General features: G+C 40.9%; 22 protein-coding genes. 12 read left to right on the forward strand and 10 right to left on the reverse strand.

Translation table 11 applies throughout. The features are described 5' to 3' along the window. Positions 1 to 3 precede the first annotated feature (3 nt). The 3 genes from L3Q70_RS05605 to ccsA all read right to left on the reverse strand — a co-directional run bounded on the left by L3Q70_RS05605 (position 4) and on the right by ccsA (position 3,119). Positions 4 to 843, reverse strand: coding sequence for a mechanosensitive ion channel domain-containing protein (locus tag L3Q70_RS05605; RefSeq protein ID WP_237115042.1), 840 nt, complete (start codon positions 841 to 843; stop codon positions 4 to 6). A 139-nt stretch (positions 844 to 982) separates the two neighbouring features. Beyond that, entirely contained in the window at positions 983 to 2,254 is a 1,272-nt protein-coding gene (locus tag L3Q70_RS05610) for a CNNM domain-containing protein (RefSeq protein ID WP_083515358.1), read from the reverse strand. A gap of 61 nt (positions 2,255 to 2,315) precedes the next feature. Then, positions 2,316 to 3,119: a cytochrome c biogenesis protein CcsA gene (gene ccsA / locus L3Q70_RS05615; RefSeq protein ID WP_062570534.1), complete on the reverse strand. Its 804-nt coding sequence runs from the start codon at positions 3,117 to 3,119 to the stop codon at positions 2,316 to 2,318. A 236-nt stretch (positions 3,120 to 3,355) separates the two neighbouring features. On the opposite strand from ccsA, the gene ffh reads away from it, so the two are divergent. The 8 genes from ffh to L3Q70_RS05655 all read left to right on the forward strand — a co-directional run bounded on the left by ffh (position 3,356) and on the right by L3Q70_RS05655 (position 10,272). After that, positions 3,356 to 4,732 (forward strand): signal recognition particle protein, encoded by a 1,377-nt coding sequence (ffh, locus tag L3Q70_RS05620; RefSeq protein ID WP_062570535.1) that lies wholly within the window; start codon positions 3,356 to 3,358, stop codon positions 4,730 to 4,732. Between the two features lie 242 nt (positions 4,733 to 4,974). Beyond that, positions 4,975 to 5,223: a 30S ribosomal protein S16 gene (gene rpsP, locus L3Q70_RS05625; protein ID WP_036967110.1), complete on the forward strand. Its 249-nt coding sequence runs from the start codon at positions 4,975 to 4,977 to the stop codon at positions 5,221 to 5,223. Positions 5,224 to 5,240: 17 nt separating this feature from the next. Beyond that, complete coding sequence (gene rimM / locus L3Q70_RS05630) at positions 5,241 to 5,774, forward strand: ribosome maturation factor RimM (RefSeq protein ID WP_062570536.1); 534 nt, start codon at positions 5,241 to 5,243, stop codon at positions 5,772 to 5,774. After that, entirely contained in the window at positions 5,774 to 6,541 is a 768-nt protein-coding gene (trmD, locus tag L3Q70_RS05635) for a tRNA (guanosine(37)-N1)-methyltransferase TrmD (protein ID WP_062570537.1), read from the forward strand. The genes rimM and trmD overlap by 1 nt, the downstream gene beginning before the upstream one ends. Before the next feature lie 33 nt (positions 6,542 to 6,574). Beyond that, the gene (gene rplS, locus L3Q70_RS05640; protein WP_004587324.1) at positions 6,575 to 6,934 is read left to right on the forward strand and encodes a 50S ribosomal protein L19; all 360 of its coding nucleotides are present in this window, start codon (positions 6,575 to 6,577) and stop codon (positions 6,932 to 6,934) included. Between the two features lie 271 nt (positions 6,935 to 7,205). After that, positions 7,206 to 8,339: a bifunctional chorismate mutase/prephenate dehydrogenase gene (tyrA, locus tag L3Q70_RS05645; RefSeq protein ID WP_062570538.1), complete on the forward strand. Its 1,134-nt coding sequence runs from the start codon at positions 7,206 to 7,208 to the stop codon at positions 8,337 to 8,339. Between the two features lie 280 nt (positions 8,340 to 8,619). Beyond that, the gene (gene fadR / locus L3Q70_RS05650) at positions 8,620 to 9,333 is read left to right on the forward strand and encodes a fatty acid metabolism transcriptional regulator FadR (RefSeq protein WP_062570539.1); all 714 of its coding nucleotides are present in this window, start codon (positions 8,620 to 8,622) and stop codon (positions 9,331 to 9,333) included. Positions 9,334 to 9,666: 333 nt separating this feature from the next. Beyond that, entirely contained in the window at positions 9,667 to 10,272 is a 606-nt protein-coding gene (locus tag L3Q70_RS05655) for a peroxiredoxin C (RefSeq protein ID WP_054551729.1), read from the forward strand. Positions 10,273 to 10,341: 69 nt separating this feature from the next. Here the strand turns inward: L3Q70_RS05655 and L3Q70_RS05660 are convergent, their stop codons facing one another. Continuing rightward, positions 10,342 to 12,921 (reverse strand): TonB-dependent receptor, encoded by a 2,580-nt coding sequence (locus tag L3Q70_RS05660; RefSeq protein ID WP_237115242.1) that lies wholly within the window; start codon positions 12,919 to 12,921, stop codon positions 10,342 to 10,344. Positions 12,922 to 13,135: 214 nt separating this feature from the next. Further along, complete coding sequence (smpB, locus tag L3Q70_RS05665) at positions 13,136 to 13,615, reverse strand: SsrA-binding protein SmpB (protein ID WP_062570541.1); 480 nt, start codon at positions 13,613 to 13,615, stop codon at positions 13,136 to 13,138. 133 nt (positions 13,616 to 13,748) lie between these two features. On the opposite strand from smpB, the gene L3Q70_RS05670 reads away from it, so the two are divergent. Continuing rightward, a complete protein-coding gene (locus L3Q70_RS05670; RefSeq protein WP_062570542.1) occupies positions 13,749 to 14,189 on the forward strand; it encodes a type II toxin-antitoxin system RatA family toxin in 441 nt (146 codons plus the stop codon). Next, complete coding sequence (locus L3Q70_RS05675; RefSeq protein ID WP_062570543.1) at positions 14,186 to 14,503, forward strand: RnfH family protein; 318 nt, start codon at positions 14,186 to 14,188, stop codon at positions 14,501 to 14,503. Before L3Q70_RS05670 ends, L3Q70_RS05675 begins: the two co-directional genes overlap by 4 nt. Positions 14,504 to 14,541: 38 nt before the next feature. On the opposite strand, the gene bamE is transcribed toward L3Q70_RS05675, so the two are convergent. After that, entirely contained in the window at positions 14,542 to 14,904 is a 363-nt protein-coding gene (gene bamE, locus L3Q70_RS05680) for an outer membrane protein assembly factor BamE (protein ID WP_062570544.1), read from the reverse strand. Between the two features lie 166 nt (positions 14,905 to 15,070). Between bamE and L3Q70_RS05685 the strand changes: the two genes are divergently transcribed. Then, positions 15,071 to 15,337, forward strand: coding sequence for a GIY-YIG nuclease family protein (locus L3Q70_RS05685; protein ID WP_157066250.1), 267 nt, complete (start codon positions 15,071 to 15,073; stop codon positions 15,335 to 15,337). Here the strand turns inward: L3Q70_RS05685 and L3Q70_RS05690 are convergent. The 4 genes from L3Q70_RS05690 to ilvC all read right to left on the reverse strand — a co-directional run bounded on the left by L3Q70_RS05690 (position 15,319) and on the right by ilvC (position 20,975). After that, a complete protein-coding gene (locus tag L3Q70_RS05690) occupies positions 15,319 to 16,239 on the reverse strand; it encodes a M20/M25/M40 family metallo-hydrolase (RefSeq protein WP_062570546.1) in 921 nt (306 codons plus the stop codon). The genes L3Q70_RS05685 and L3Q70_RS05690 overlap by 19 nt on opposite strands. Continuing rightward, the gene (locus L3Q70_RS05695) at positions 16,184 to 17,365 is read right to left on the reverse strand and encodes a tetratricopeptide repeat protein (protein WP_062570547.1); all 1,182 of its coding nucleotides are present in this window, start codon (positions 17,363 to 17,365) and stop codon (positions 16,184 to 16,186) included. Before L3Q70_RS05695 ends, L3Q70_RS05690 begins: the two co-directional genes overlap by 56 nt. Positions 17,366 to 17,450: 85 nt before the next feature. Then, positions 17,451 to 19,364 carry a methyl-accepting chemotaxis protein gene (locus L3Q70_RS05700; RefSeq protein ID WP_237115043.1) on the reverse strand — a complete coding sequence of 638 codons (1,914 nt, stop codon included), beginning with the start codon at positions 19,362 to 19,364 and terminating at the stop codon, positions 17,451 to 17,453. A 138-nt stretch (positions 19,365 to 19,502) separates the two neighbouring features. Continuing rightward, positions 19,503 to 20,975 (reverse strand): ketol-acid reductoisomerase, encoded by a 1,473-nt coding sequence (ilvC, locus tag L3Q70_RS05705; protein ID WP_062570549.1) that lies wholly within the window; start codon positions 20,973 to 20,975, stop codon positions 19,503 to 19,505. A 147-nt stretch (positions 20,976 to 21,122) separates the two neighbouring features. Here ilvC and ilvY point away from each other — a divergent pair, with 147 nt between their 5' ends. Continuing rightward, positions 21,123 to 22,019, forward strand: a complete 897-nt coding sequence (gene ilvY / locus L3Q70_RS05710) for an HTH-type transcriptional activator IlvY (RefSeq protein WP_062570550.1) — start codon at positions 21,123 to 21,125, stop codon at positions 22,017 to 22,019. Positions 22,020 to 22,113: the final 94 nt, after the last annotated feature.

Here is a 22,113-nt window from a genome sequence, read left to right on the forward strand (position 1 = left end):
AAATTATTTGCCAGGAAATTGGTGAATGTGTACATCCCGTTGCGGAAACGGAATAGTGATATCCGCTGCATCAAAAGCAATTTTTACTTTTTCATACAAGCCAAAATACACTAGCCAGTAATTCTCTGAGTTAACCCACGCCCATACCAGCATACCAATATGACTATCGCCATGTTGACTAACATGTACCACCGGCTTTTTCGCATCTTGATCTTTTAGTACTAATTCATAGTCATTCAACACACCCATAAGCACTTCTCGCGCCTTATGAACATCATCGCCATAACTAATACCAAACTCTATATCAACACGGCGTGTAGGCTCTGCAAATTTGTTTTTGACACAGCCATTAGATAAAGCGCCATTTGGAATGATTATTTTTTCATTATCATAAGTAAGTAGCACAGTGACAAAAATTTGAATCTCAACAACTTTCCCCATATAACCTTGTGCTTCAATAACATCACCGACTTTAAACGGTTTAAAGAATAAAATCAGAACACCACCTGCAAAATTAGCTAAACTACCTTGCAGTGCCATACCAACGGCTAAGCCTGCAGCACCTAACATAGCGATGAATGAGGTGGTTTCGATGCCGATCATAGAGGCAACAGAAATCAGCAAGAGTATTTTTAAAATGACTGAAATAAATGACACTAAAAAGTGTGTGAGCCCAGCTTCAAATTTTACTCTGTTCATTGATTTTTCGGCCATGTTGGCGATGCGGCCAATCAACCACCACCCTATAACCAAGACTAAAATAGCTAAAATAAATTTTGGCCCATATAACATGAGTAATTCGATAGCTTGGTTATATACTTTTTCGATTGAAATATTGTCCATTGTTGCTCCATGTAAATAAACTTAACCGGACACAATACTAGACGAATTAACATGAAAGTGTGTTCTTTAGCAGAAAAATGTGAAACTTCAGAGGCGCTAATATGCGTAAGAAAAAAGGAGTAGCAAGCTACTCCTTTTCTTATTCTTGAATACGTTTACTGGGGATTACTTTAACCAGTTTTACCATATTTTCTTTAACTTCTAATACTTCGATAGGGTAGCCAGCAATACGCAAACTTAAGTTAGCATCTGGAATATCTTCAAGGTATTCTACAATTAAACCACTTAAAGTTTTTGGCCCATCTATAGGGAGCTCCCAGTTCATTTCTTTATTTAAGTCACGAATATTAGCGCCACCATCGACAAGTACAGAACCATCGTCTTGCTCTGTTACTTCTTCACTTGGAGTGCGGGTTTGCGTTGTTGTGAAATCTCCAACCACTTCTTCTAAGATATCTTCAAGTGTCACGAGACCTTGAATATCACCATATTCATCTACAACTAGACCAATTCGCTCTTTTGATTGTTGGAATTTTAAAAGTTGTGTATTGAGTGATGTCCCTTCAGGAATAAAGTAAATCTCACGAACGGCACGTAATAGTGAAGGCTTATCAAATTGCTCTTTTGTTAACAGGCGTAGGGCATCACGCGAATGAATGAAGCCTACTGCATCGTCAATTTGGTCTCTATAAAGCAGTACACGCGTGTGTTGTGCATGTGTTAATTGGCGACTGATAAGCTTCCAATCATCATTGATATCAATTGCAACAATCTCATTTCGTGGGATCATGATATCTTCTACGGTGACTTGCTCTAAATCTAAAATAGATGTCAGCATGCTTTGATGGCGAGCAGGAAGCAGGGCCCCTGATTCATTTACCACCGTTTTTAGCTCTTCTTTGCTTAGGCTGTGCTCTTCAATTTGTGCCGTGGTAATGCCAAATAGGCGCAACATACCATTGGTCATCCAGTTAACGATAACGACAAACGGAAATAGTATTTTTAATAGCCCTTTAAGGATGATAGAGCTTGGAAAAGCAACCTTCTCAGGATAGAGCGCTGCGAGTGTTTTAGGGGTCACTTCAGCAAAAATAAGCACAACAAGCGTTAATACGCCGGTGGCAATAGCAATACCCAAGTCACCATACAGGCGAATTCCTATAATCGTAGCGACTTGAGCCGCTGCGATATTAACGAGGTTATTTCCGATTAAGATCAGACCAATTAGTCTATCAGGACGGCTTAACAGTTTACTGACGCGTTTCGCTGCACGGTGATCTTCTTTTGCTAAATGGCGCAAGCGAATACGGTTAATTGACATAATTCCAGTTTCAGAACCAGAAAAATAAGCAGAAATAAGTATCAATAATCCCAATACAATAAACAGGGTACTAGTCGATATGTCGTCCAACGATGGATCCTTTTTTTATAAACCAATGCATATTAAGCTAGAGACAGCTTGCTGAGTCAAGTTAAAACTTATTTAGTATCACTTCTTGTATGAAACGGCTGCCAAAATAAGCAAGTGATAAGATAAATGCGGCTATCATGATCGAAAATACCACAGGCTTCCCTCGCCAACCTTTACGCAGGTGACCGATAGTCACAACGGTAAAAATAACCCAAGCAAGTAAAGAGAGAATTGTTTTATGAATAAACTCACTAGCAAACATACCATCAAGGAAAATAAAGCCAGATAGCAGGGCAAAGGTGAGTAAAATCGTCCCTAAAGTAAGTAATTGATACAGCTGACGCTCAACCACCATTAAAGGGGGTAAGTGGCTGTGCACTATCGCTAAATCTTTACGCTTTAGGCGTTTATCAATAAAGTAAAACTGAATGGCATAAAGAGTCGATATAATGAGCACGCAGTAAGCTAATAAAGACAGGGAAATATGTGTAACCAGCCCTAGCTCGACATCAATTGTATGCAAAATAACGTGGTGAGGAATAAACAAGCTGGCTAAGGTAAGTATTGCCGCAAACCCATATACAACGGGGAGTAACAGTGTCGCTGGAAACTTTAAAGAAACTGCTGTGACAGAGACAACAATAACCCAACATGTCAGTAGGGCAACATTCACAATACTTAAATCTTGGCCATCTGCACGAAACACAGAGTTAACCAATAGCAGCATATGGGCAAGGATAGCAACCGTGCTTAAAATGACCGTGAGTTTCTGGCTCGGACCTTGTTTGTGAAAAAGGCGTGATAGCACGTGCGACGTTGCTAACACATAAAACAAACTAGCAATAATAGTTAAACTAATAATCATCGTGTTTTGGCCATTTAATTTATATCGTTAAATCCTTGTCTCTTTGATGCCATTGTATTTTATAGTAAGGAAAAAGCATAGAGTTTGTAAAAAGAAACTCAAACAGCACACTTGAACACTGTATTGTCGACCACCATTTACGGTATACTGTTAAGAATTGAAATTTTAATTTCTCCTGTTTTGGGCTTTATATTAATCTAAGAAACAGGCGAAACACGTTTTATCGGAACCTTTACATGTTTGAGAATCTCCAAGAACGCTTAGGTAAAACCTTAAAAAATATCAGTGGTCGTGGACGCCTAACTGAAGACAATATTAAAGATACATTACGTGAAGTCCGCATGGCATTTTTGGAAGCGGATGTTGCACTGCCTGTTGTTCGTGAGTTTGTTAAGCAAGTTAAAGAACGTGCAGTGGGTGTTGAAGTCACTAAAAGCTTAAGCCCTGGCCAAGTTTTTATCAAAATTGTCCGCGAAGAGCTTGAAAAAGCCATGGGCGAAGCGAATGAAGAGCTTAGCCTTAATGCGCAGCCGCCAGCTGTTGTAATGATGGCAGGCCTGCAAGGTGCGGGTAAAACGACGAGTGTCGGTAAACTAGCTAAATTTTTAAAAGAGCGTAAAAAGAAATCGGTACTTGTTGTGAGTGCTGACGTTTATCGTCCAGCGGCAATTAAACAGCTTGAAACACTTGCAGATGAAGTGGGCGTTGAGTTCTTCCCGAGTGATATTTCGCAAAAGCCGGTTGATATCGCAAATAATGCTATCTCTCATGCGAAGAAGAAATTTATCGATGTCGTGTTAGTCGATACCGCGGGTCGTTTGCATGTTGATAACGACATGATGGATGAAATCAAAGCACTTCATAGCGCGATTAACCCAATCGAAACTTTATTTGTTGTTGATGCAATGACAGGTCAAGATGCTGCAAATACAGCAAAAGCATTTGACGAAGCGCTTCCTTTAAGTGGTGTGATCTTAACGAAAACGGATGGTGATGCTCGTGGTGGTGCTGCACTATCAATTCGTCATATCACGGGTAAGCCAATTAAGTTCATGGGTGTGGGTGAGCGTACCGATGCACTTGAACCATTCCACCCTGACCGTATTGCTTCTCGTATCCTAGGTATGGGTGATGTACTTTCATTAATCGAAGAAGTCGAAATGAAAGTTGATAAAGAGAAAGCGGCTAAAGTTGCAGAGAAAGTCTTTAAAGGTGATGGATTTACACTTGATGACTTTGCAGAGCAGCTTCGTCAGATGAAAAACATGGGCGGTATGATGTCAATGCTCGATAAATTGCCGGGTATGCAAAACTTACCTGATGCAGTTAAGGGGCAAATGGGTGATAAAACGTTTGTACAAATGGAAGCGATTATTAACTCAATGACTGCAAAAGAGCGTGCGCGCCCTGAAATCATCAAAGGCTCTCGTAAAAAACGTATTGCAGCAGGCTCTGGTACACAGGTGCAAGAAATCAATAAATTGCTTAAGCAATTTACGCAGATGCAAAAAATGATGAAGAAAATGAAAGGTAAAGGCGGCATGAAGAAAATGATGCGTGGCATGAAAGGCATGTTACCGCCAGGTATGATGGGCGGAGGCCCTAAGTTTTAATACCACCTTTATAGTGTTTATCTTAAAGAAGGAGCAAATAGCTCCTTTTTTAATGGATAAATTATGCGTAATCACTATGCAAAGTTAAGATCGCTAGCGCAGATCAGTGTTTAATCAACTAAACTTACATTTTGCATCACTTCTTACTTGCAATGTTGCAAAAAACTCGTACAATTCCCCAGCTTCCCGTATTGGGGAGTAAATCTTATTAATGAAAACAGTCAATCTATTTAGAGGACGGTATGGTAACTATTCGTTTGCAACGTGGTGGCGCTAAAAAACGCCCTTTCTATCAAATTGTGGTTGCGGATAGCCGTTTCTCGCGTGACGGTCGCTTCATCGAGAAAGTAGGTTTCTTTAACCCAATCGCTTCTGGTCAGGAAGAAAAAGTACGTTTAGATTTATCTCGTGTTGAACACTGGGTAGGTCAAGGCGCATCTCTTTCAGATCGCGTAGCTAAATTAGTTAAAGACGCTCGTAAAGCGGCTTAATAGGCGTAAGTGTAACCATGAGTCAAGAGAACACCTCGATAATCGTTGTAGGAAAGCTCGGTGCCCCCTATGGTATAAAGGGCTGGCTTAAGGTGCATTCATTTACTGATGATCCCGAAGGGATCTTCGATTTCAGCCCATGGTTGATAGGGCAACAAGGTAAATGGCAGACCTTAGAAGTGGTCGACTGGCGTCGCCACAACAAAGGCTTTATCGCTAAAGTTGCGCAAGTAAACGACCGAGATGAAGCAATGGCGTTGACCAATGTTGAAATCTCTGTAGATGCAGCGCAGCTACCAGAATTACCGCAAGGTGAATTCTATTGGCGAGATCTCATCGGCATGTCTGTTGTAACTGATAAAGGTTATAATTTAGGCACGGTTGATGACCTAATGGAGACAGGGTCAAATGATGTTTTGGTTGTGAAAGCAAACAAAAAAGATGCATTTGGCCAAGCTGAACGTTTAATTCCATTTTTAACAGACTCTGTTATTAAAGAAGTTAAACACGAGGCGAGAGAAATTACCGTAGACTGGGATCCTGGGTTTTAATGTCACAAACGAGTTCATTGTGGGTAGGGGTGATAAGCCTTTTCCCGAACATGTTTGACGCTATTACCAATGAAGGGGTAACTGGTCGCGCAGTTAAAAATGGTCTAATCGACTTTAACTGCTGGAATCCACGTGACTATGCTACTGATAAGCATAGAACTGTGGACGATCGTCCTTATGGGGGCGGTCCTGGTATGTTAATGATGGTTGAACCATTGAAACAAGCCATTCTTGACGCAAAAAAAGCGGCAGGTGATGGTGCTAAAGTAATTTATATGTCCCCGCAAGGGCGCAAATTAGATCAGCAAGGGGCGAGCGAACTCGCAAGCTCTAAAAAACTGATTTTGATTGCCGGTCGCTATGAAGGTATAGATGAGCGAATCATAGAATCATATGTTGACGAAGAATGGTCAATAGGTGATTTTATTCTGAGTGGTGGTGAGCTACCCGCCATGACATTAATTGATGCAGTCGCACGATTAGTGCCAGGGGTGCTAGGTCACAACCAATCAGCAGAGCAAGATTCATTTTCGGATGGATTGCTTGATTGCCCTCATTATACACGGCCAGAAACATTGGATGATAAACAGGTGCCTGCTGTATTACTCAGCGGAAACCACCAAGAGATAGCAAAATGGCGCTTAAAGCAGTCATTAGGTAGAACTTGGTTACGTCGTCCTGACTTGTTGCATAACCTAGCTCTGACTGAGGAGCAAGCGGCACTTCTTGCAGAATTCAAGCAAGAGTACCAACAAGCTTGTGGCTAGAAGACAGTTACACCTAGGAAAGTGAGAAATATAATGGCAAAAGTAAACCAAAATATTATTAAAGCGCTTGAAGAAGAGCAGCTTAAAACAGACGTACCAGCATTCGGCGCTGGTGATACAGTAGTTGTACAGGTACGTGTAAAAGAAGGTAACAAAGAGCGTCTACAGGCCTTTGAAGGTGTTGTAATCGCTAAGCGTAATCGTGGTCTTCACTCAGCATTCACAGTTCGTAAAATTTCGAGCGGTGAAGGTGTTGAGCGTGTATTCCAAACGCACAGCCCTCTTATCGACAGCGTAACAGTTAAGCGTCGCGGTGCAGTTCGCCGTGCTAAGCTTTACTATCTACGTGAGCGTTCTGGTAAATCTGCACGTATTAGAGAAAAACTTAACTAATACGCGCTGTTTATCAACGCAAAAAAAACGGGTTGCAGCCTTCGGGTTGCAACCCGTTTTGGTTTTTAAAAAAGCAACTCTCTATAAGCTTATCCTTTGTTTCACCCTTCTTTGCACTTTATCCTGTCATACATTGATGACTCAAGTTTCCTCTCTTTGTTAGCTCCTTAGGGCTTTGTACTTTGCAGCTTATGCTGTTACTATAATCTGTATTGTAAGCTTTACTTTTTTGTATATATATATTTACGTTTGGGGTTTGAGGTGTAGTAACGTGGCAACAGTGAATGAATTAGCTGATTTAAGAGCAGGAATAGATGAGTGTGATGCACAATTAGTGGCATTGCTAGCAAAGCGTAATAGCATTACAGAAAAAATAGGGGCAATTAAGCAACAAATCGGCGCTCCGTTACATGCCCCAGATCGTGAAGCTGATTTATTGGCAGCACGTCGCCAAGAAGCGGTTAACCAAGGTGTTAACCCAGAGTTAGTTGAAGATATTTTGCGTCGTATGATGCGTGAAGCGTACCAAAATCAACAAGGAAATTTAGCCTGCTCGGCTCCTCAATTATCACCTATAGTCATTGTTGGCGGAAAAGGAGCGATGGGGCAATTATTCGCACAGCAATTTATTCGCTCAGGTTATGAAGTGCGTATTTTAGATAAAGAGCAGCAAGCAGAGAGTGAAGCTATCTTGGCAGGGGCTAAGCTTGTACTTGTCAGTGTGCCAATCAATGCATTAGAACAGGTTGTTGCAGCTTTGCCTAAGCTTGATGAGGACTGTTTGCTTGTGGATATTACTTCAGTGAAGCAAAAACCATTAAACGCACTTATGGCGGCACATAATGGCCCTGTTGTAGGCTTACATCCGATGTTTGGCCCCGACATTTCTCACTGGGTTAAGCAGACAGTTGTTGTTTGTGAGGGACGTAATCATGAGGTTGCACAGGGCTTGTTAGCCCAGTTGCAAGTGTGGGGTTGTCAAGTTGTCGAAATGGAAGCAAAAAAACACGATGAAGCGATGCAAATCATTCAAGTCATGCGCCACTTAACAACTTTTGTCTATGGTCAATTCTTAGCGAAGCAAAGTCATACACTTGCAGAGCTTCGTAGCTGTTCTTCTCCTATTTATCAATTAGAGCTGATGATGGTAGGGCGACTTTTTGCTCAGTCACCAGAGCTTTACTCGGATATTATGTTAGCGCAATTTGATGATGTGGAAAATTTACTTGCTAATTATCAAGCGACCTTTGCCGACACGCTAGAAAAACTAAAAACGGGTAATAAAGCTGCTTTGATAGAGGGCTTTGCGGATGCCAAAGAGTATTTTAGTGATGCTACCGCACACTTCTTAACGCAAAGTCGCAGTCTGCTAAATAAAGCCAATGATGCCAAGGTACTTGATTGATCATTGCTTTAAGAGTATTAAAGAAGCGAGTCTATACTCGCTTTTTTTAATTAATTTTATGTGGCTACTCTTTATAGACGAGCAAGACTAAGCGTTTAGTGCTCCAAAGTCTTAGGTGATTAATTACAATCTTAGCTTAAAGTTAATTTATTTTTTCATTGCGAAGAGATTTTTATCCGCAGGGTACTTACTTTGCTTGTTAGTTGCTGATCATCTGGTACAATCAGTGAGTTGATCGCTTTTTGCGATAGAAGTAGGTGCTAACTCAAGTGGAAATTGAATGAGAATTTTTAAAGCGAAAAGTCCAGCAGGTTTTGCTGAAGAATACATTGTTGAATCTATTTGGAATGGTGACTTTCCGCCTGGCTCAATTCTTCCTGCTGAACGCGAACTTTCAGAACTAATTGGTGTTACCCGCACAACGCTTCGTGAAGTGCTACAACGTTTAGCACGAGATGGTTGGTTAACAATCCAGCATGGTAAACCGACTCGTGTAAATAATTTCTGGGAAACATCTGGGCTGAATATTCTTGAAACGTTAGCACGGCTTGATGAAGACAAAATGCCTGAGTTAACCGACCAATTACTGTCTGCGCGTACCAATATTAGCGCCATTTATACTCGTGCAGCGATCAAGCTTGCACCTGAACGCGTAATCGAAATTTTATCGCAAAGTGAGCAGCTTGAAGACAGTGCGCAAGCGTTTGCTGATTACGACTACAAAGTACACCATGAGTTAGCTATTGCGGGAAATAATCGCATTTATGTACTGATTTTAAATGGCTTTAAAGGCTTCTATTCAAAAATTGGTTGCCATTATTTTTCTGATTCACGTACCCGTGAATTAGCGCGTCAGTTTTATAAAGACTTAACTTTACTGGCAGAGCGTCGTGAACATGACGGTGCGATTTCTATGATGCGTAAATACGGTCATCAAACAGGTGAAATCTGGCAGCAGATCCGTGGCGATATGCCAGAAGATATAATGGATTAATATTTGTAAAGTATTAACTGTCACCTGAAAACCCAGCTTTATGCTGGGTTTCTTATTTTTACCCAAAATCTACTAAGGTATTGAAAGTTTGGTTTATTTCTGCACTTTATTGAGTAGATAGAAGTTGACTTCAAGTTGCTCAGCCATCAATTTAACCGAATCAATTTTTTCGATTGCATATATCGCTTTTTTCGATTGTTCATTTGTCTGTAACCTCTTTAAACTATCTTGCTAATTATCAGTGCTTACCCTTGGTTTTTGATTTTTCGTAACCATATACTAGTAAGTATTGCGTAGGCAATTGGAAATAAACTCAAATATTTGGAGATAAAAATGGGTGTATTAGTTGGCCGTCAGGCACCAGACTTTACTGCAGCAGCTGTTCTTGGTAACGGTGAAATCGTTGAAAACTTTAACCTAAAAGAAACTATCAAAGGTAAAAAAGCAGTTATCTTCTTTTACCCGTTAGACTTCACTTTCGTATGTCCTTCAGAGCTAATCGCTTTCGACAAACGTTTTGAAGAATTCCAAAAGCGTGGCGTTGAAGTAATCGGTGTTTCTATCGATTCACAATTCTCACACAACGCATGGCGTAACACTGCCGTTGCTGACGGTGGTATTGGTCAAGTGAAATATGCACTTGTTGCAGACGTTAAACACGAAATCTGTCAAGCATATGACGTTGAGCACCCAGAAGCCGGTGTTGCTTTCCGTGGTTCTTTCCTAATCGACGAAGAAGGTAACGTACGTCACCAAGTAGTTAACGACCTTCCACTAGGCCGTAACATCGACGAAATGATCCGTATGGTTGACGCACTCGCATTCCACAGCGAGCACGGTGAAGTATGTCCTGCTGGTTGGACTGAAGGCAAAAAAGGTATGGACGCAAGCCCTGAAGGCGTTGCTAAGTTCCTTTCTGAAAACGAAGGCGACCTATAATTTAGGCCTGAGTTAAAGAGTTAAAAAACCCGCCAGTTGGCGGGTTTTTGTTTTTAAGTCTTGATTAGTTTAATTAAAACGCATCGTTAACTTAGTGTAGAAGTAACGGCCACGTGGATTATGTACACTTGATACATAGCCATATAAGTCGCCATCACCATCACCAATTGCGAATGGTGGATCTTCATCAAATACATTATTAACGCCCACAGAGACCTTTAATTTATCTGAGAAGTTATAAGCGGTCTGTAAATCGACTAATGTTTGTGAGTCAACCATACGCGAAGTATTGCTGTCAAAATCAAGGTCACCATCGAAGTTAATATCTGGAGTGTCCTCAAACTCGCCAATGTAACTAACGTTTACATTCGTATTAAAGTCGCCCATCTCCCAGTTTGTGCTGAAAATCCAGCGATGTTCAGGGTAACGGTACTCGCCAGTGTAATCACGACCATCTTTTTTGAACTCATCTTGGTAGGCCCACTCTAGATTGAATTTCAAGAATCCATAGTCATTCATTGCATGCGTATAGTTTGCTGATACATCTACACCTGAGACTTCTTGCGAAGAGACATTTTCAAATGTGCTGTGTACTTTTTGAATGACACCTAGGCTCAAACCATCCTGAGGCGCAAGTCGAACGCATACAGTACTGTTTTGGTCATTACAATTTTCATTGTAAATAGGGCCGAACTCTTGCTCGTCAATCTTATTATCTTGAGTGATACTCCAGATATCGACACCAAAACCAAACTCAGCTGTTGGCGCCCAAATAAAGCCGACGTTCCACGACTCAGATTCCTCAGCTTCAAGGTTTGGATTACCTGCAAATTGAATGTTGTAATCAAGCGCATCGCAATCTTGTCCAGTTGCTTGGCATCGGTAAGTATCTACAAAGAATTGGCTTTCTTCTGAAGGTCCCAAGCCTATTTGTGCAAGCGATGGCGCTCTAAATCCTTGTGCCCAAGAACCTCGAACGGTAATCGAGTCAGTTGGAGCCCAACGAACTGCTACTTTAGGATTTGTTGTTGAACCAAAGTCACTGTAATCATCGTAACGACCAGCCAGTTGTAGCTCTAGGTTGTCGGCAAGTGGAATTGAAAACTCAATATAGGCAGCATATTGATCACGCTCAGCAGCCGCTGAAACAGATTCAGTACCAAAAATTAACCCGCGTTGGAATTGATCATCTGGAATGTCGCTAACATCTTCTTCGCGGTACTCAATACCGGCAGCCATCATCACAACATCGTCGCCAAAGCTGAATGCTTCACCAGTGATGTTTGCATCAAATGATGTCATATGTGATTCACCACGGCGCACTAGGCTTGTTGTGATACGATCAATAACATCTTGACTATTATAGGTGCCGCCGAATGGGTTGTAGTTACCCGCGTCGATTTCTTGTTGTAAAAAGTCAGTACGCACCCAGCCTTGGCTTCTGTCGCCAGTTTGCATTGATTTGCTACGGCCTTTTTGTACCGCCGCTTCCCAGCTCCAGTCACTAATTTCACCTTTGAGTCCGGCAACAAAGCGTAGTGTATCTGATTCAATGTCCCACTGACGCGCTCCAGCATCCACTGTACGGTAACGACCAATATCAATATCTTGACCAAAAGGATTATTCGGATGACTTGCTGGAACTGTCAGTCCTGCGTCTTCATCAAGTGGAGTAGGCGCCCCAGCTGCTTGTGATGAATTGTGTTGAACCGCCACTTCTAAGAAAGCTGAAATTCCATTATCGAAGTTATATTCAAATTGTGAAATCGCGCCCACTCGCTCAGATGCCGGCGTAATATAACCATATGGGCCATAGTCGAATAAACAACTTCCAGTTGATGTAGCATTTTCAGGAGGACACGATGGGTCAATCGTTTTTTCGCCATCTACATAAAAGTAACCTGGAAAACCGCGTGATGAGCGAAAGTCCATACCACCATAGGGTTCTTGGTTTGCAGTACCTAATCGCCCCATTTCATCTGATGATAAAGCTGTGTTATTGAAGTAATCAATAATGATAGATGCACTACTTTTTTCAGTGCTCGTACCCCACACTAGACTGGCTGTTTTTTCTTCATAATTAGGCCCGTCTGTACCGCCATAACCTAGGTTAACTTCTAGCCCATTTATATCTTTCTTTAAGATGATATTAACGACACCAGCTACAGCATCGGAGCCATAAATAGCCGATGCCCCATCTTTTAAAATATCGATTCGCTCAATAGCTGATACAGGGATTGAGTTAATATCAACAAATGAATTAGTGATGCTTTCAGCAAATGCACTAATAGACACTCGGCGGCCATTTATTAACACAAGCGTGGCATCAGAGCCTAATCCACGTAAACTCACTGCAGCAGCCCCGTTCGCTGTAGAGTCTTGGTTATTACCACGGGTAGAAAATGTACCATTACCGGCTACGGGCATACGTTCTAAAAGTTGTTGTAAGTTGTCGTAGCCCATATTATCAATGTCTGCACGACTGATAGATTGCACCGGCGAAGGGCCTTCAATATCAGAGCGTTTAATGCGAGAACCTGTTACTTCAATACGTTCGACCTTTTCAGCTCCATCTGTTTGAGCTGCAACAGACATAAAGCTTGTGCCTGCTAACGCTGCAATGGTAAATGCATAAAGTGGTCGTTGCATAAAGTGATGGGAGTTCTTCATAAAATTCAATCCTTGTTTCAATGTGAGAATATTGTGAATAAATATCACGAAAAAGATTGATACCATGTAAATGGCGTGTTTTCAAATAGCAAAAAGGTATGGGTTTTTAAGCTGATAATGGTTTTTTGGAGAGTGAAGTGTGTGTTTTCAAGGGGTACAAGCCTAACAAAAAAGTTAGGCTTTAATATTATTTTTAAGCTTTGTGCTTCATTAGGCGCTCTTTTTCACGAGCCCAATCTTTATTTTTTCCGTCTTCACGTTTGTCGTGCATCTTTTTACCTTTAGCAAGGTGGAACTCCAACTTCACCCAGCATTTTTTCCAGTACATAGCCGTTGCGATCAGTGAGTAACCTTCACGCTCTGTTGCACCGATAAGACGATCGATCTCACGCTTATTTAAAAGTAACTTACGATACCGAAGTGGATCGCAAATCACGTGTGTTGAAGCACTATTGAGAGGCTGAATTTGACTGCCAAGTAAAAATGCTTCGCCGTTTTTAATATGAATATAAGTCTCAGAGATGTTTACTTTACCTGCTCGGATACTTTTTACTTCCCAGCCTTGTAGTTCAACCCCTGCTTCAAACTTATCGTGTAAAAAATACTCATGGCGCGCTTTTTTGTTCAGCGCGATGGTATTACTTGTCGATTTAGATGATTTTTTCTTAGCCATAGTGTCCCATATTATACGTAAATACAGCGTTTTTACATCGCTTTTTTAAGGCTTTGCGTAAATTATACTAGTACGAAAATTTGGGGAAATAGCTAAAGCTTGCTAAAATTCGTCGACACAGTTGGGAGTGAATATGCCACAAATAGAAAAAAGTGCGCTGGTAATGTACAGCAGCAAAGAAATGTTTGATTTAGTCAACGATGTAGATGCTTACCCAGAGTTTTTGCCACATTGCTCAGATGCAAAAATTGTTTCAAAACAGCCCTCTGGTATGACAGCCAGCTTAGAGATTTCTAAAGCGGGTTTAAAAAAGTGGTTCACGACTGAAAACACCTTTATAGATGATCATACTGTGTCATTACAACTAGTTGATGGCCCATTTAAATCCCTAAAAGGGAAGTGGCACTTTTTACCTTTAGATGACAAAGCCTGTAAAGTGCAACTACATCTAGAGTTTGAGTTTGCAAGTAAACTTATTGAGCTTGCATTTGGCAAGGTATTTAATGAAGTTGCGAAGAATATGGTGAATGCCTTCACTCAGCGTGCTAAAGCGGTTTATGGAGCTCGTTTATGATCAGTGTAGAAGTTGTATTTGCATTACCGACAACAGCAACCAGTTTACTCGTGGAAGTGCCAACAGGCACAACGGCTGAGCAGGCAGTTATTAAGTCTGGAATTATCGACAAGTGCCCAGAAATAGATGCAAGTAATCTGACCCTAGGTATTTGGAATCGAACGTGTAAATTGACGCAAGAAGTTAAACAAGGCGACCGAATTGAAATCTATCGTCCCTTGATTGCTGACCCTAAGGATGCCCGCAGACGCCGAGCAGAAAAAGCGAAGGAAGAGGGGCGTGCGAATAAAATAACGGGTGGACGGCCTAAATAAAAAAGGTAGCACCTAGCTACCTTTTCTTGTCTTAGAACTTATTCTTGTTCTAGAGGGGTATTGAACTCGCTTGGTTGATCGTAATCACCTGAAATTGAAACCAGCTTGTCGTTCTCAAAGTTTACAGTGAGCGATTTTCGCTGCTCATTATCACGACCGATGTTAAATACATAAAGGTAATGCCAAGTGCTTTTATCAAAAGAGTCTTCTGCCACGGGTTTACCTAGGACATAAACCACTTGCTCACGAGTCATGTTTACGCGTAGCTTATCAACATCAGACTGCTCTAAAAAGTTACCTTGGGGAATGTTGATACGATAAACCCAGCTAGAACATCCTGCTGTAACAGTTAAAGCAAGGGAAAGTACGAGCCAAAAAGAAAAAGTTTTAAACGACTGCATTATTTGTTTGAATCCTTATTTTTTATACTTTGCATGATACCGATTAGTCACAGAAGGTAAAACCCTTTTCAACAATTGTTTTTGCTGAGATTGACGTTTACGAGGCACAAATTTGACCACAGACACGACAAAAAGTTTACCTGAATCAATAAAAAAGCGCGAGAGTATGGATGCTGTGTGGCATTTGTATATCGTTCAGACGCGTTTAGGGCATTGGTACACAGGAATAAGTACTGATGTTGAAAAACGTTTTGCCGCACACGAGGCTGGTAAAGGAGCTAAGAATTTAAAAGGCAAAGGGCCTTTAACGCTAGTATACCAACAAAAGGTTGGCACCCGCAGTGAGGCAAGTAAGTTAGAGGCACGTGTGAAAAAGTTAACCAAAATACAAAAAAAGCAGTTTGTATTGTGTACTCAACTCCCTGTTAAGTAAGTCACAAACTCCGCTATTTTTAAAATGGTTTGCTCATAAAGGTGAAAGTCGATATGTTCTAGCGTGTCTGTTACTTGATGATGATGTTTATCATCACCCATGCCGAAATAAATAAAAGGAATATCAGCTTTGGCAAATGCGTAGTGATCACTTGCTTTACGCCAGTTAATGTTAGTGCCAAGTAATCTATTGAGTCGTGCTGATGAACTGCTGACTATAAATGTTAATTCCTTATCAGAGAGCAAAGTTAACGCTTTTTTATACTGACTACCAGACTGCCTATCTAAATACACATAAATGCGTGGTTTGTGTTTATTAACCACTAACATATCAAGGTTTATACTTAGTTTGATATCACTTAAATTAAGTGTGGAGACAAGATATTTACTGCCGTGTAAACCGTTTTCTTCAGCATCCGTAGCGACAAAAACTAAGTTGTACTGTCGAGTTTGATGCGCTAAATGATGTGCTAAGTACAACAGCGCAGCTACGCCGCTGGCATTATCGTTCGCTCCTGGGTAATAGCGGCTTCCTGTTGGCCCTAGGTGATCATAGTGAGCGGTGAAAATGATCATTTTGCAATCAGTGCATGCTGTTTTCTGCGTGGCGATTATATTAACGCCTGAGCGTTTTTGGTTAAAAGGAACATCATACTCAAAGGGTTGTTTACGTACGTTGTAGTTTAGTTCTAAGAAGCGCTCACTAATAAACTCACCCGCATGTTTTGCACCAAGCGTATTTGTTTTCCTGCCATAAAATTGACTGGATGTAAGTGCTGTAATGTCCTTTTCGAGTGCGGTTTGTGCATTCGCATATGCATGACCAGTCAGAATAAGTAACAGACTACTAGTAGTGAGTAAGCTTAGCTGTGTGAGAGCGAATAGCTTGTAATTTGCTTTCATAGCGTTTTTTATCATGATCGAAATCAGCTTTGTTATTAGCGGATATTAAGTACTTTCTGGCAAGTTTTAAATCCCCTAATTGGTAGTAGGTTTTGGCAAGACCAAAGTCAGAATCATGAAGTTTAATGTTTAAGCTGCGTGCTTTTTTATAGTGTTTGAGTGCATCTTGATAGCGCGCTGCGGCATATGCATCGTTACCTAATGAAATATGATAGTAAGGATTGGATTGGCGCTTTTTATCTAGCCTAGTGAGAATGTCTTCTCCCTCTTTTTCACGGTTAGTGAGTTTGTAGATAAGTGCTAAGTTGCCAAGTGCGGTATGATTGTTCACATCAAGATCAATCGCATGCAGGTAAGCAGCTTCAGCCTGTTTAAAGTGATTAGTTAAACGCAACAGTACCCCTAAGTTACCCCAAGCACCTGAATATTTTGGGTCGACTTTAATCGCTCCAGTAAAATAACTGTAAGCTAAATCGTAGCTCTCATTGAGCATAGCGGCAGCGCCTTTGTTATTATAAAACATTGCAGTAATGCGCGCTTTATCAATGTAACTGGTTTTAAATGATTCTTGACGGCTATTAGGGTCAAAATCAATGACTAAAGCGCGCTCTTGCGGGTAAATGACCCTTAGATTCGTGAGCTGTTTGCCTCTTTCTTTCACTCTTAGGTTAATGTGTCCAGTGAGTAAATTAAACCCATTATTCAAAGCCCAATACTCAGGGATGTGTACTTTTTGAAATTGTCCATATAAACCCAAATGCTCAGCGAGACTATATGCGAGTATAGAAAGCGATAAACAGTTCGCATTTAAGTCGTTATAGGCTTGCGCTGCGGTAAGGGTCGCGCCTGACTGATAAGAGAGGGATTCATCGCCATTATCGAGTAAAAACTGCATCAGTCGCTTTGCACTGCGGATAGAGCGTTGACCCTCAGGAAAGCTCATGTCGAGGCGTTCTTTTATAGTGGGCGTTAATGTAAAGATATCTTTTTGGCTTTCGATCTCCAAAATGTTGAAATCTTCAATCTGGGTAAGGGCGTTGGGGGGTGAAAGAGGTTTATCAGCAGTACTATTGCACGCACTTAAAAAGCAAAGGTTTAATACAAGAATAAACGTTGTTGTTTTCATCTGACCCTCTTAAATTCACGGCCTAAATCACTTTAAGTATAGGCGGTGAATCAACAAGGGTCAGTGTTAACTGTTACAAAACGTGTCAGCGTTTGTCAAAAGTAGCCACTAAATCATCCAGAGTTTGTGCGCTGGTTGCTAAATCTTTTATCGCTTGTTCAGTATCTATTTGTTCACGCATAACATTGTCACTAATATCGCTAATCTGTTCAATATTACGACCAACATCAGCGACGACGTTGCTTTGCTCCTCGGTGGCGGTCGCAATCAAGGTGGCCATATCATTTATTTCGTTTGCAGCATCATTAATTGCATTGAGTAACTCAACAGAGCTCTGCATCGCATCCACACTTAATTGAGCTTGTGATTTCGAGTGATTGATATGCTCAACCACTAAATCAGACGTATTCGTCAGATCGCTGATCATTGTTTGAATTTCATTAGTCGATTGTGATGTTCTGCTTGCTAGTGCTCTCACTTCATCGGCTACAACAGCGAATCCGCGACCATGTTCACCTGCCCGGGCTGATTCAATTGCCGCATTAAGCGCCAGTAAGTTCGTTTGCTCAGAAATTCCTCTGATGGCATCAACAATGTTTGCAATAGCTTGCGTTTTACCTGCCAATTCGTTCACTTGCACCGTTATATTATCTATATCAGTCGCAAGCTCAGTGATCGCTTGCTGGCTTTGTGTGACCTGAACATGGCTTTGTTCAGTATTTTGTTTACTGCTTTCAGTGAGCTTTGCTGTATTTGCTGCGCTTGATGCAATTTCTTGCACTGTTGCACCCATTTCGTTAATTGCAGCCGCAACGGAAATAGTTTGCTCTTTCTGATTATCCAATGCGTCTGAATTTTTCTGGGTTTGTTTAAATACATGACTTGCGCTTTGTCTGATCTCTCGACTTTCTTGCGCTACTTGGCCAATCGCTGTTTCGATTTTGGTCATAAATTGATTAAAGCCAGCACTCAAATTTGCAAGCTCTGGTTGCTCTGAGCTAGGTAATCGATAGGCTAAATTTGCATCACCAGAGCCTAACCGAGTAAATAACTCTGCCATTTTTGATAAAGGAGATGACAATGTTCTAGCTAGTAGTAAACCTGCAAAACTGGCAACGAATGCGATGACAATTGCAAAGCTGATAATTTGCCATGTCAATGTATCAATACTTGCAAAGACTTCACGCTTAGGCACTTGTGCAACAACAAACAGGTCTGTGTTTTTTATTGGGCTTGCAGCAACCAGCGTTTCTTCTCCCTTGATGCTGACTTCCTTAAGAGTAAACTCTTCATCAGTTAATAGTGTGCTTGTAATACCTGATTCATAAAGCGTATCAAGTTTTGCTTTGGCTACTTTACTGGCGTCTTTGTGCAGCTTTATCAAGCCATGTTTGTCAACAACAAAGACAAAACCGGTTTTCTCTATTTGAAACTTTTGCAGCATTGCTTGCATGTCATCAATACTTTTAGCAAGACCTGCCAAACCTAAGCCATTAGTTTGTTGGTGGTTTACAAACATTTTTACGTCTGTAGGTGATTCTTGGTAAATACTGATAGAAAAAGGGTTTTTTGACTGTTTAAACGCAAAAAACCAACCATCTTGCTCTTTAGTAAGTACTCTTAAAAAACCATCTTGATTCCAGTATTTCGCTGTTTCACGGTTTGCCCATGAAGCTGTCGCAAGATCGTATTGTGCAACTAAGCGATTCAACTCTTTAAGTAAAATCGTATCATCAGTATCACTAGAGCGTGCCCAGTCGATAACAAACGCGTTACTTGAAAGCTGCTCAGCGGCACTGATCATTTGGTTTATATCGTGGCTAATATAATTATCAATTGCTTGTAACTTGCTTGGTAGCTCAGACTCGATCATTCGTTGTTCAATGATTTGTTTAGCACTATAAATTGCGGTTACGCCAATTAACGCAGCAACAATGAGTGCAATAGAGCTACCTAGTAGAGTGATTTTTTTAGTAATGGTAAGGTGATTTAACGCCATGAAAGTGTCTTAGGTTACAACATTAAGGTAGTTATTTTAGCATAGACTTTTCAGATGACGAATTAAACTAGGAACAAAAAAGCCCAAAGCATATGCAATTGGGCTTGGTTTCTAACAAGCGAAACTTACTTTCTAGGGTTAAACTATTTTCTTCATTGCCGACATGTAACCACGTAATTTACTGCCAACAATTTCAACAGGGTGCTCACGCAGGGCCTTGTTCACCGCGATTAAAGTTTGGTTGTCCACCTGATTTGATGAATCACCTAAACCTTTACCAATCACATCAGTGTCGATATCTTTCATAAAATCTTGTAGTAAAGGCAAACATGCGTGGTTGTATAGGTAGCAACCATATTCAGCTGTATCTGAAATTGTTCTGTTCATTTCGAAAAGCTTTTTACGCGCAATCGTGTTAGCGATCAGTGGCGTTTCGTGTAATGACTCATAGTAAGCTGATTCGTCGATAATGCCAGCAGCAGTCATGGTTTCAAACGCAAGTTCAACGCCTGCTTTAACCATAGCAACCATCAAGATACCTTGGTCGAAGAAAGTTTGCTCGTTAATTTCTTCATCGGTATTTTGCTGTTTTTCGAATGCGGTTTCAGCAGTTTCAGCACGCCATGCAAGAAGCTTTGCATCATCTTCAGCCCAATCAGCCATCATACCGCGAGAGAATTCGCCGCTGATGATATCGTCCATATGCTTATTATAAAGTGGACGCATAATTGTTTTAAGTTGTTCGCTTAATTCAAATGCTTTAACTTTTGCTGGGTTTGATAAGCGGTCAAGCATGTTAGTCACACCGCCATACTTAAGTGCTTCAGTGATCACTTCCCAACCGTATTGGATTAACTTTGACGCGTAACTTGCATCAATACCTTTTTCGACCATTTTATCAAAGCAAAGTAGTGAGCCAGTTTGTAACATGCCACATAGAATCGTTTGCTCGCCCATTAAGTCAGACTTAACTTCTGCAATGAATGATGATTTTAGTACACCAGCACGATGACCACCGGTACCAGCTGCATACGCTTTCGCTTGCGCTAGGCCATGACCTTGAGGGTCGTTTTCTGGGTGAACGGCAATGAGTGTTGGTACGCCAAAGCCACGTTTATATTCTTCACGCACTTCTGAACCAGGGCATTTAGGCGCAACCATGATAACAGTTAAGTCTTCGCGAATTTGCATGCCTTCTTCAACGATATTAAAGCCATGTGAATAGGCAAGCGTTGCACCTTGTTTCATCAGCGGCATGATGGCATTAACAACAGATGTATGTTGTTTATCAGGAGTTAGGTTTAATACTACATCAGCCGTTGGAATAAGCTCTTCATATGTGCCTACAGTGAAGCCGTTTTCAGATGCGTTTAAGAAAGATTGACGACGCTCAGCAATCGCTGACTCACGCAGTGTGTAAGAAACATCTAAACCAGAATCACGTAAATTTAAACCTTGGTTAAGGCCTTGTGCACCACAGCCGACAATAACGAGTTTTTTCCCTTTTAAAGCGTCTACGCCATCAGCAAATTCTGATGGGTCCATAAATTCACATTGCGCTAATTGCGCTAACTGCTCTCTCAAAGGAAGAGTATTAAAATAATTCGCCATTGTTAGTGTCCTATAAATACAAGTTTTTCAAAAAACAAAGAATAAAAGTGTGTGCTCTTTGTATGGCTTAACAGTATGCAATTTTATCTCTTGCGTAAAATGATATATTTGAATTAAAGTGTTTCATAAAATGAAATGGTAGTCACAATGGATCACAAACATCTTAATTACTTCTTAGCCTTAGCTAAAACGCTCCACTTTGCTAGAGCCAGTGAGCTTTGCCATATTAGTGCTCCTACTTTAAGCCGTAATATCAAGCAACTTGAAGATGAAGTAGGTGCAGTATTATTTAATCGTGATAACCGCACGGTTAAGCTAACTCAAGAGGGAAAAGCATTTTGTGATTATGCCAATGCTACGCTTGCCAGTTGGCATCGATTCAAAGCTGATATCCAAGAGCCACAGCAACATATATACGGTAATGTCAGTATTTATTGTTCTGTTACTGCCTCATATAGCTTTTTGCATCAAATTCTTGAAAAGCTTCGGATGCAGCATCCTTATATCGAAATTACACTCAATACAGGTGACCCCGCGCTCGCCATAAATCGTGTATTGGATGGCCATGAAGCCATGGCGATTGCAGCAAAACCAGTTAAATTACCAGGGCAAATAGCCTTTACCAGTATCGGGTATTCTCCTTTGGTACTTATTGGACCTAAAATAGCCTGTCCTATCAGTGAACAACTTAAAGATTTAGAAACAATTCATTGGTCTAATTTAGAATTCATTGTTGCTGAACAAGGATTATCTAGGCAGCGATTAGAGCAGTGGTGGCGAAAGAAAAATATTCATGGTCGTATTTACGCCCATGTAGCAGGTCATGAAGCCATGGTGTCGATGGTAAGTTTGGGTTTAGGTGTTGCTATGGTGCCTAAAATTGTACTTGATAATAGCCCGTTAAAAGAAAAGGTTCAGGTTATTAGTGACGCTGAAAAAGATATTCCAGGCTTTGAAATTGGCTTAGCAGTGCTTAAGAAGGAGCGGCATGATCCCGCATTAAATGCTATTTGGGAAATTGCGCAGTCGTTACTAACTTATTAAGCATGATTGGTCATCGTTTTAATAGCAGGAATAAGCCGTTTTTATAGAATTGATATGGAAACTTGACAGCGATGTCATTTTGCATCTAGTGTTA

The organism is Pseudoalteromonas sp. CF6-2 (assembly GCF_021729425.1).
Taxonomy (GTDB): domain Bacteria; phylum Pseudomonadota; class Gammaproteobacteria; order Enterobacterales; family Alteromonadaceae; genus Pseudoalteromonas; species Pseudoalteromonas arabiensis.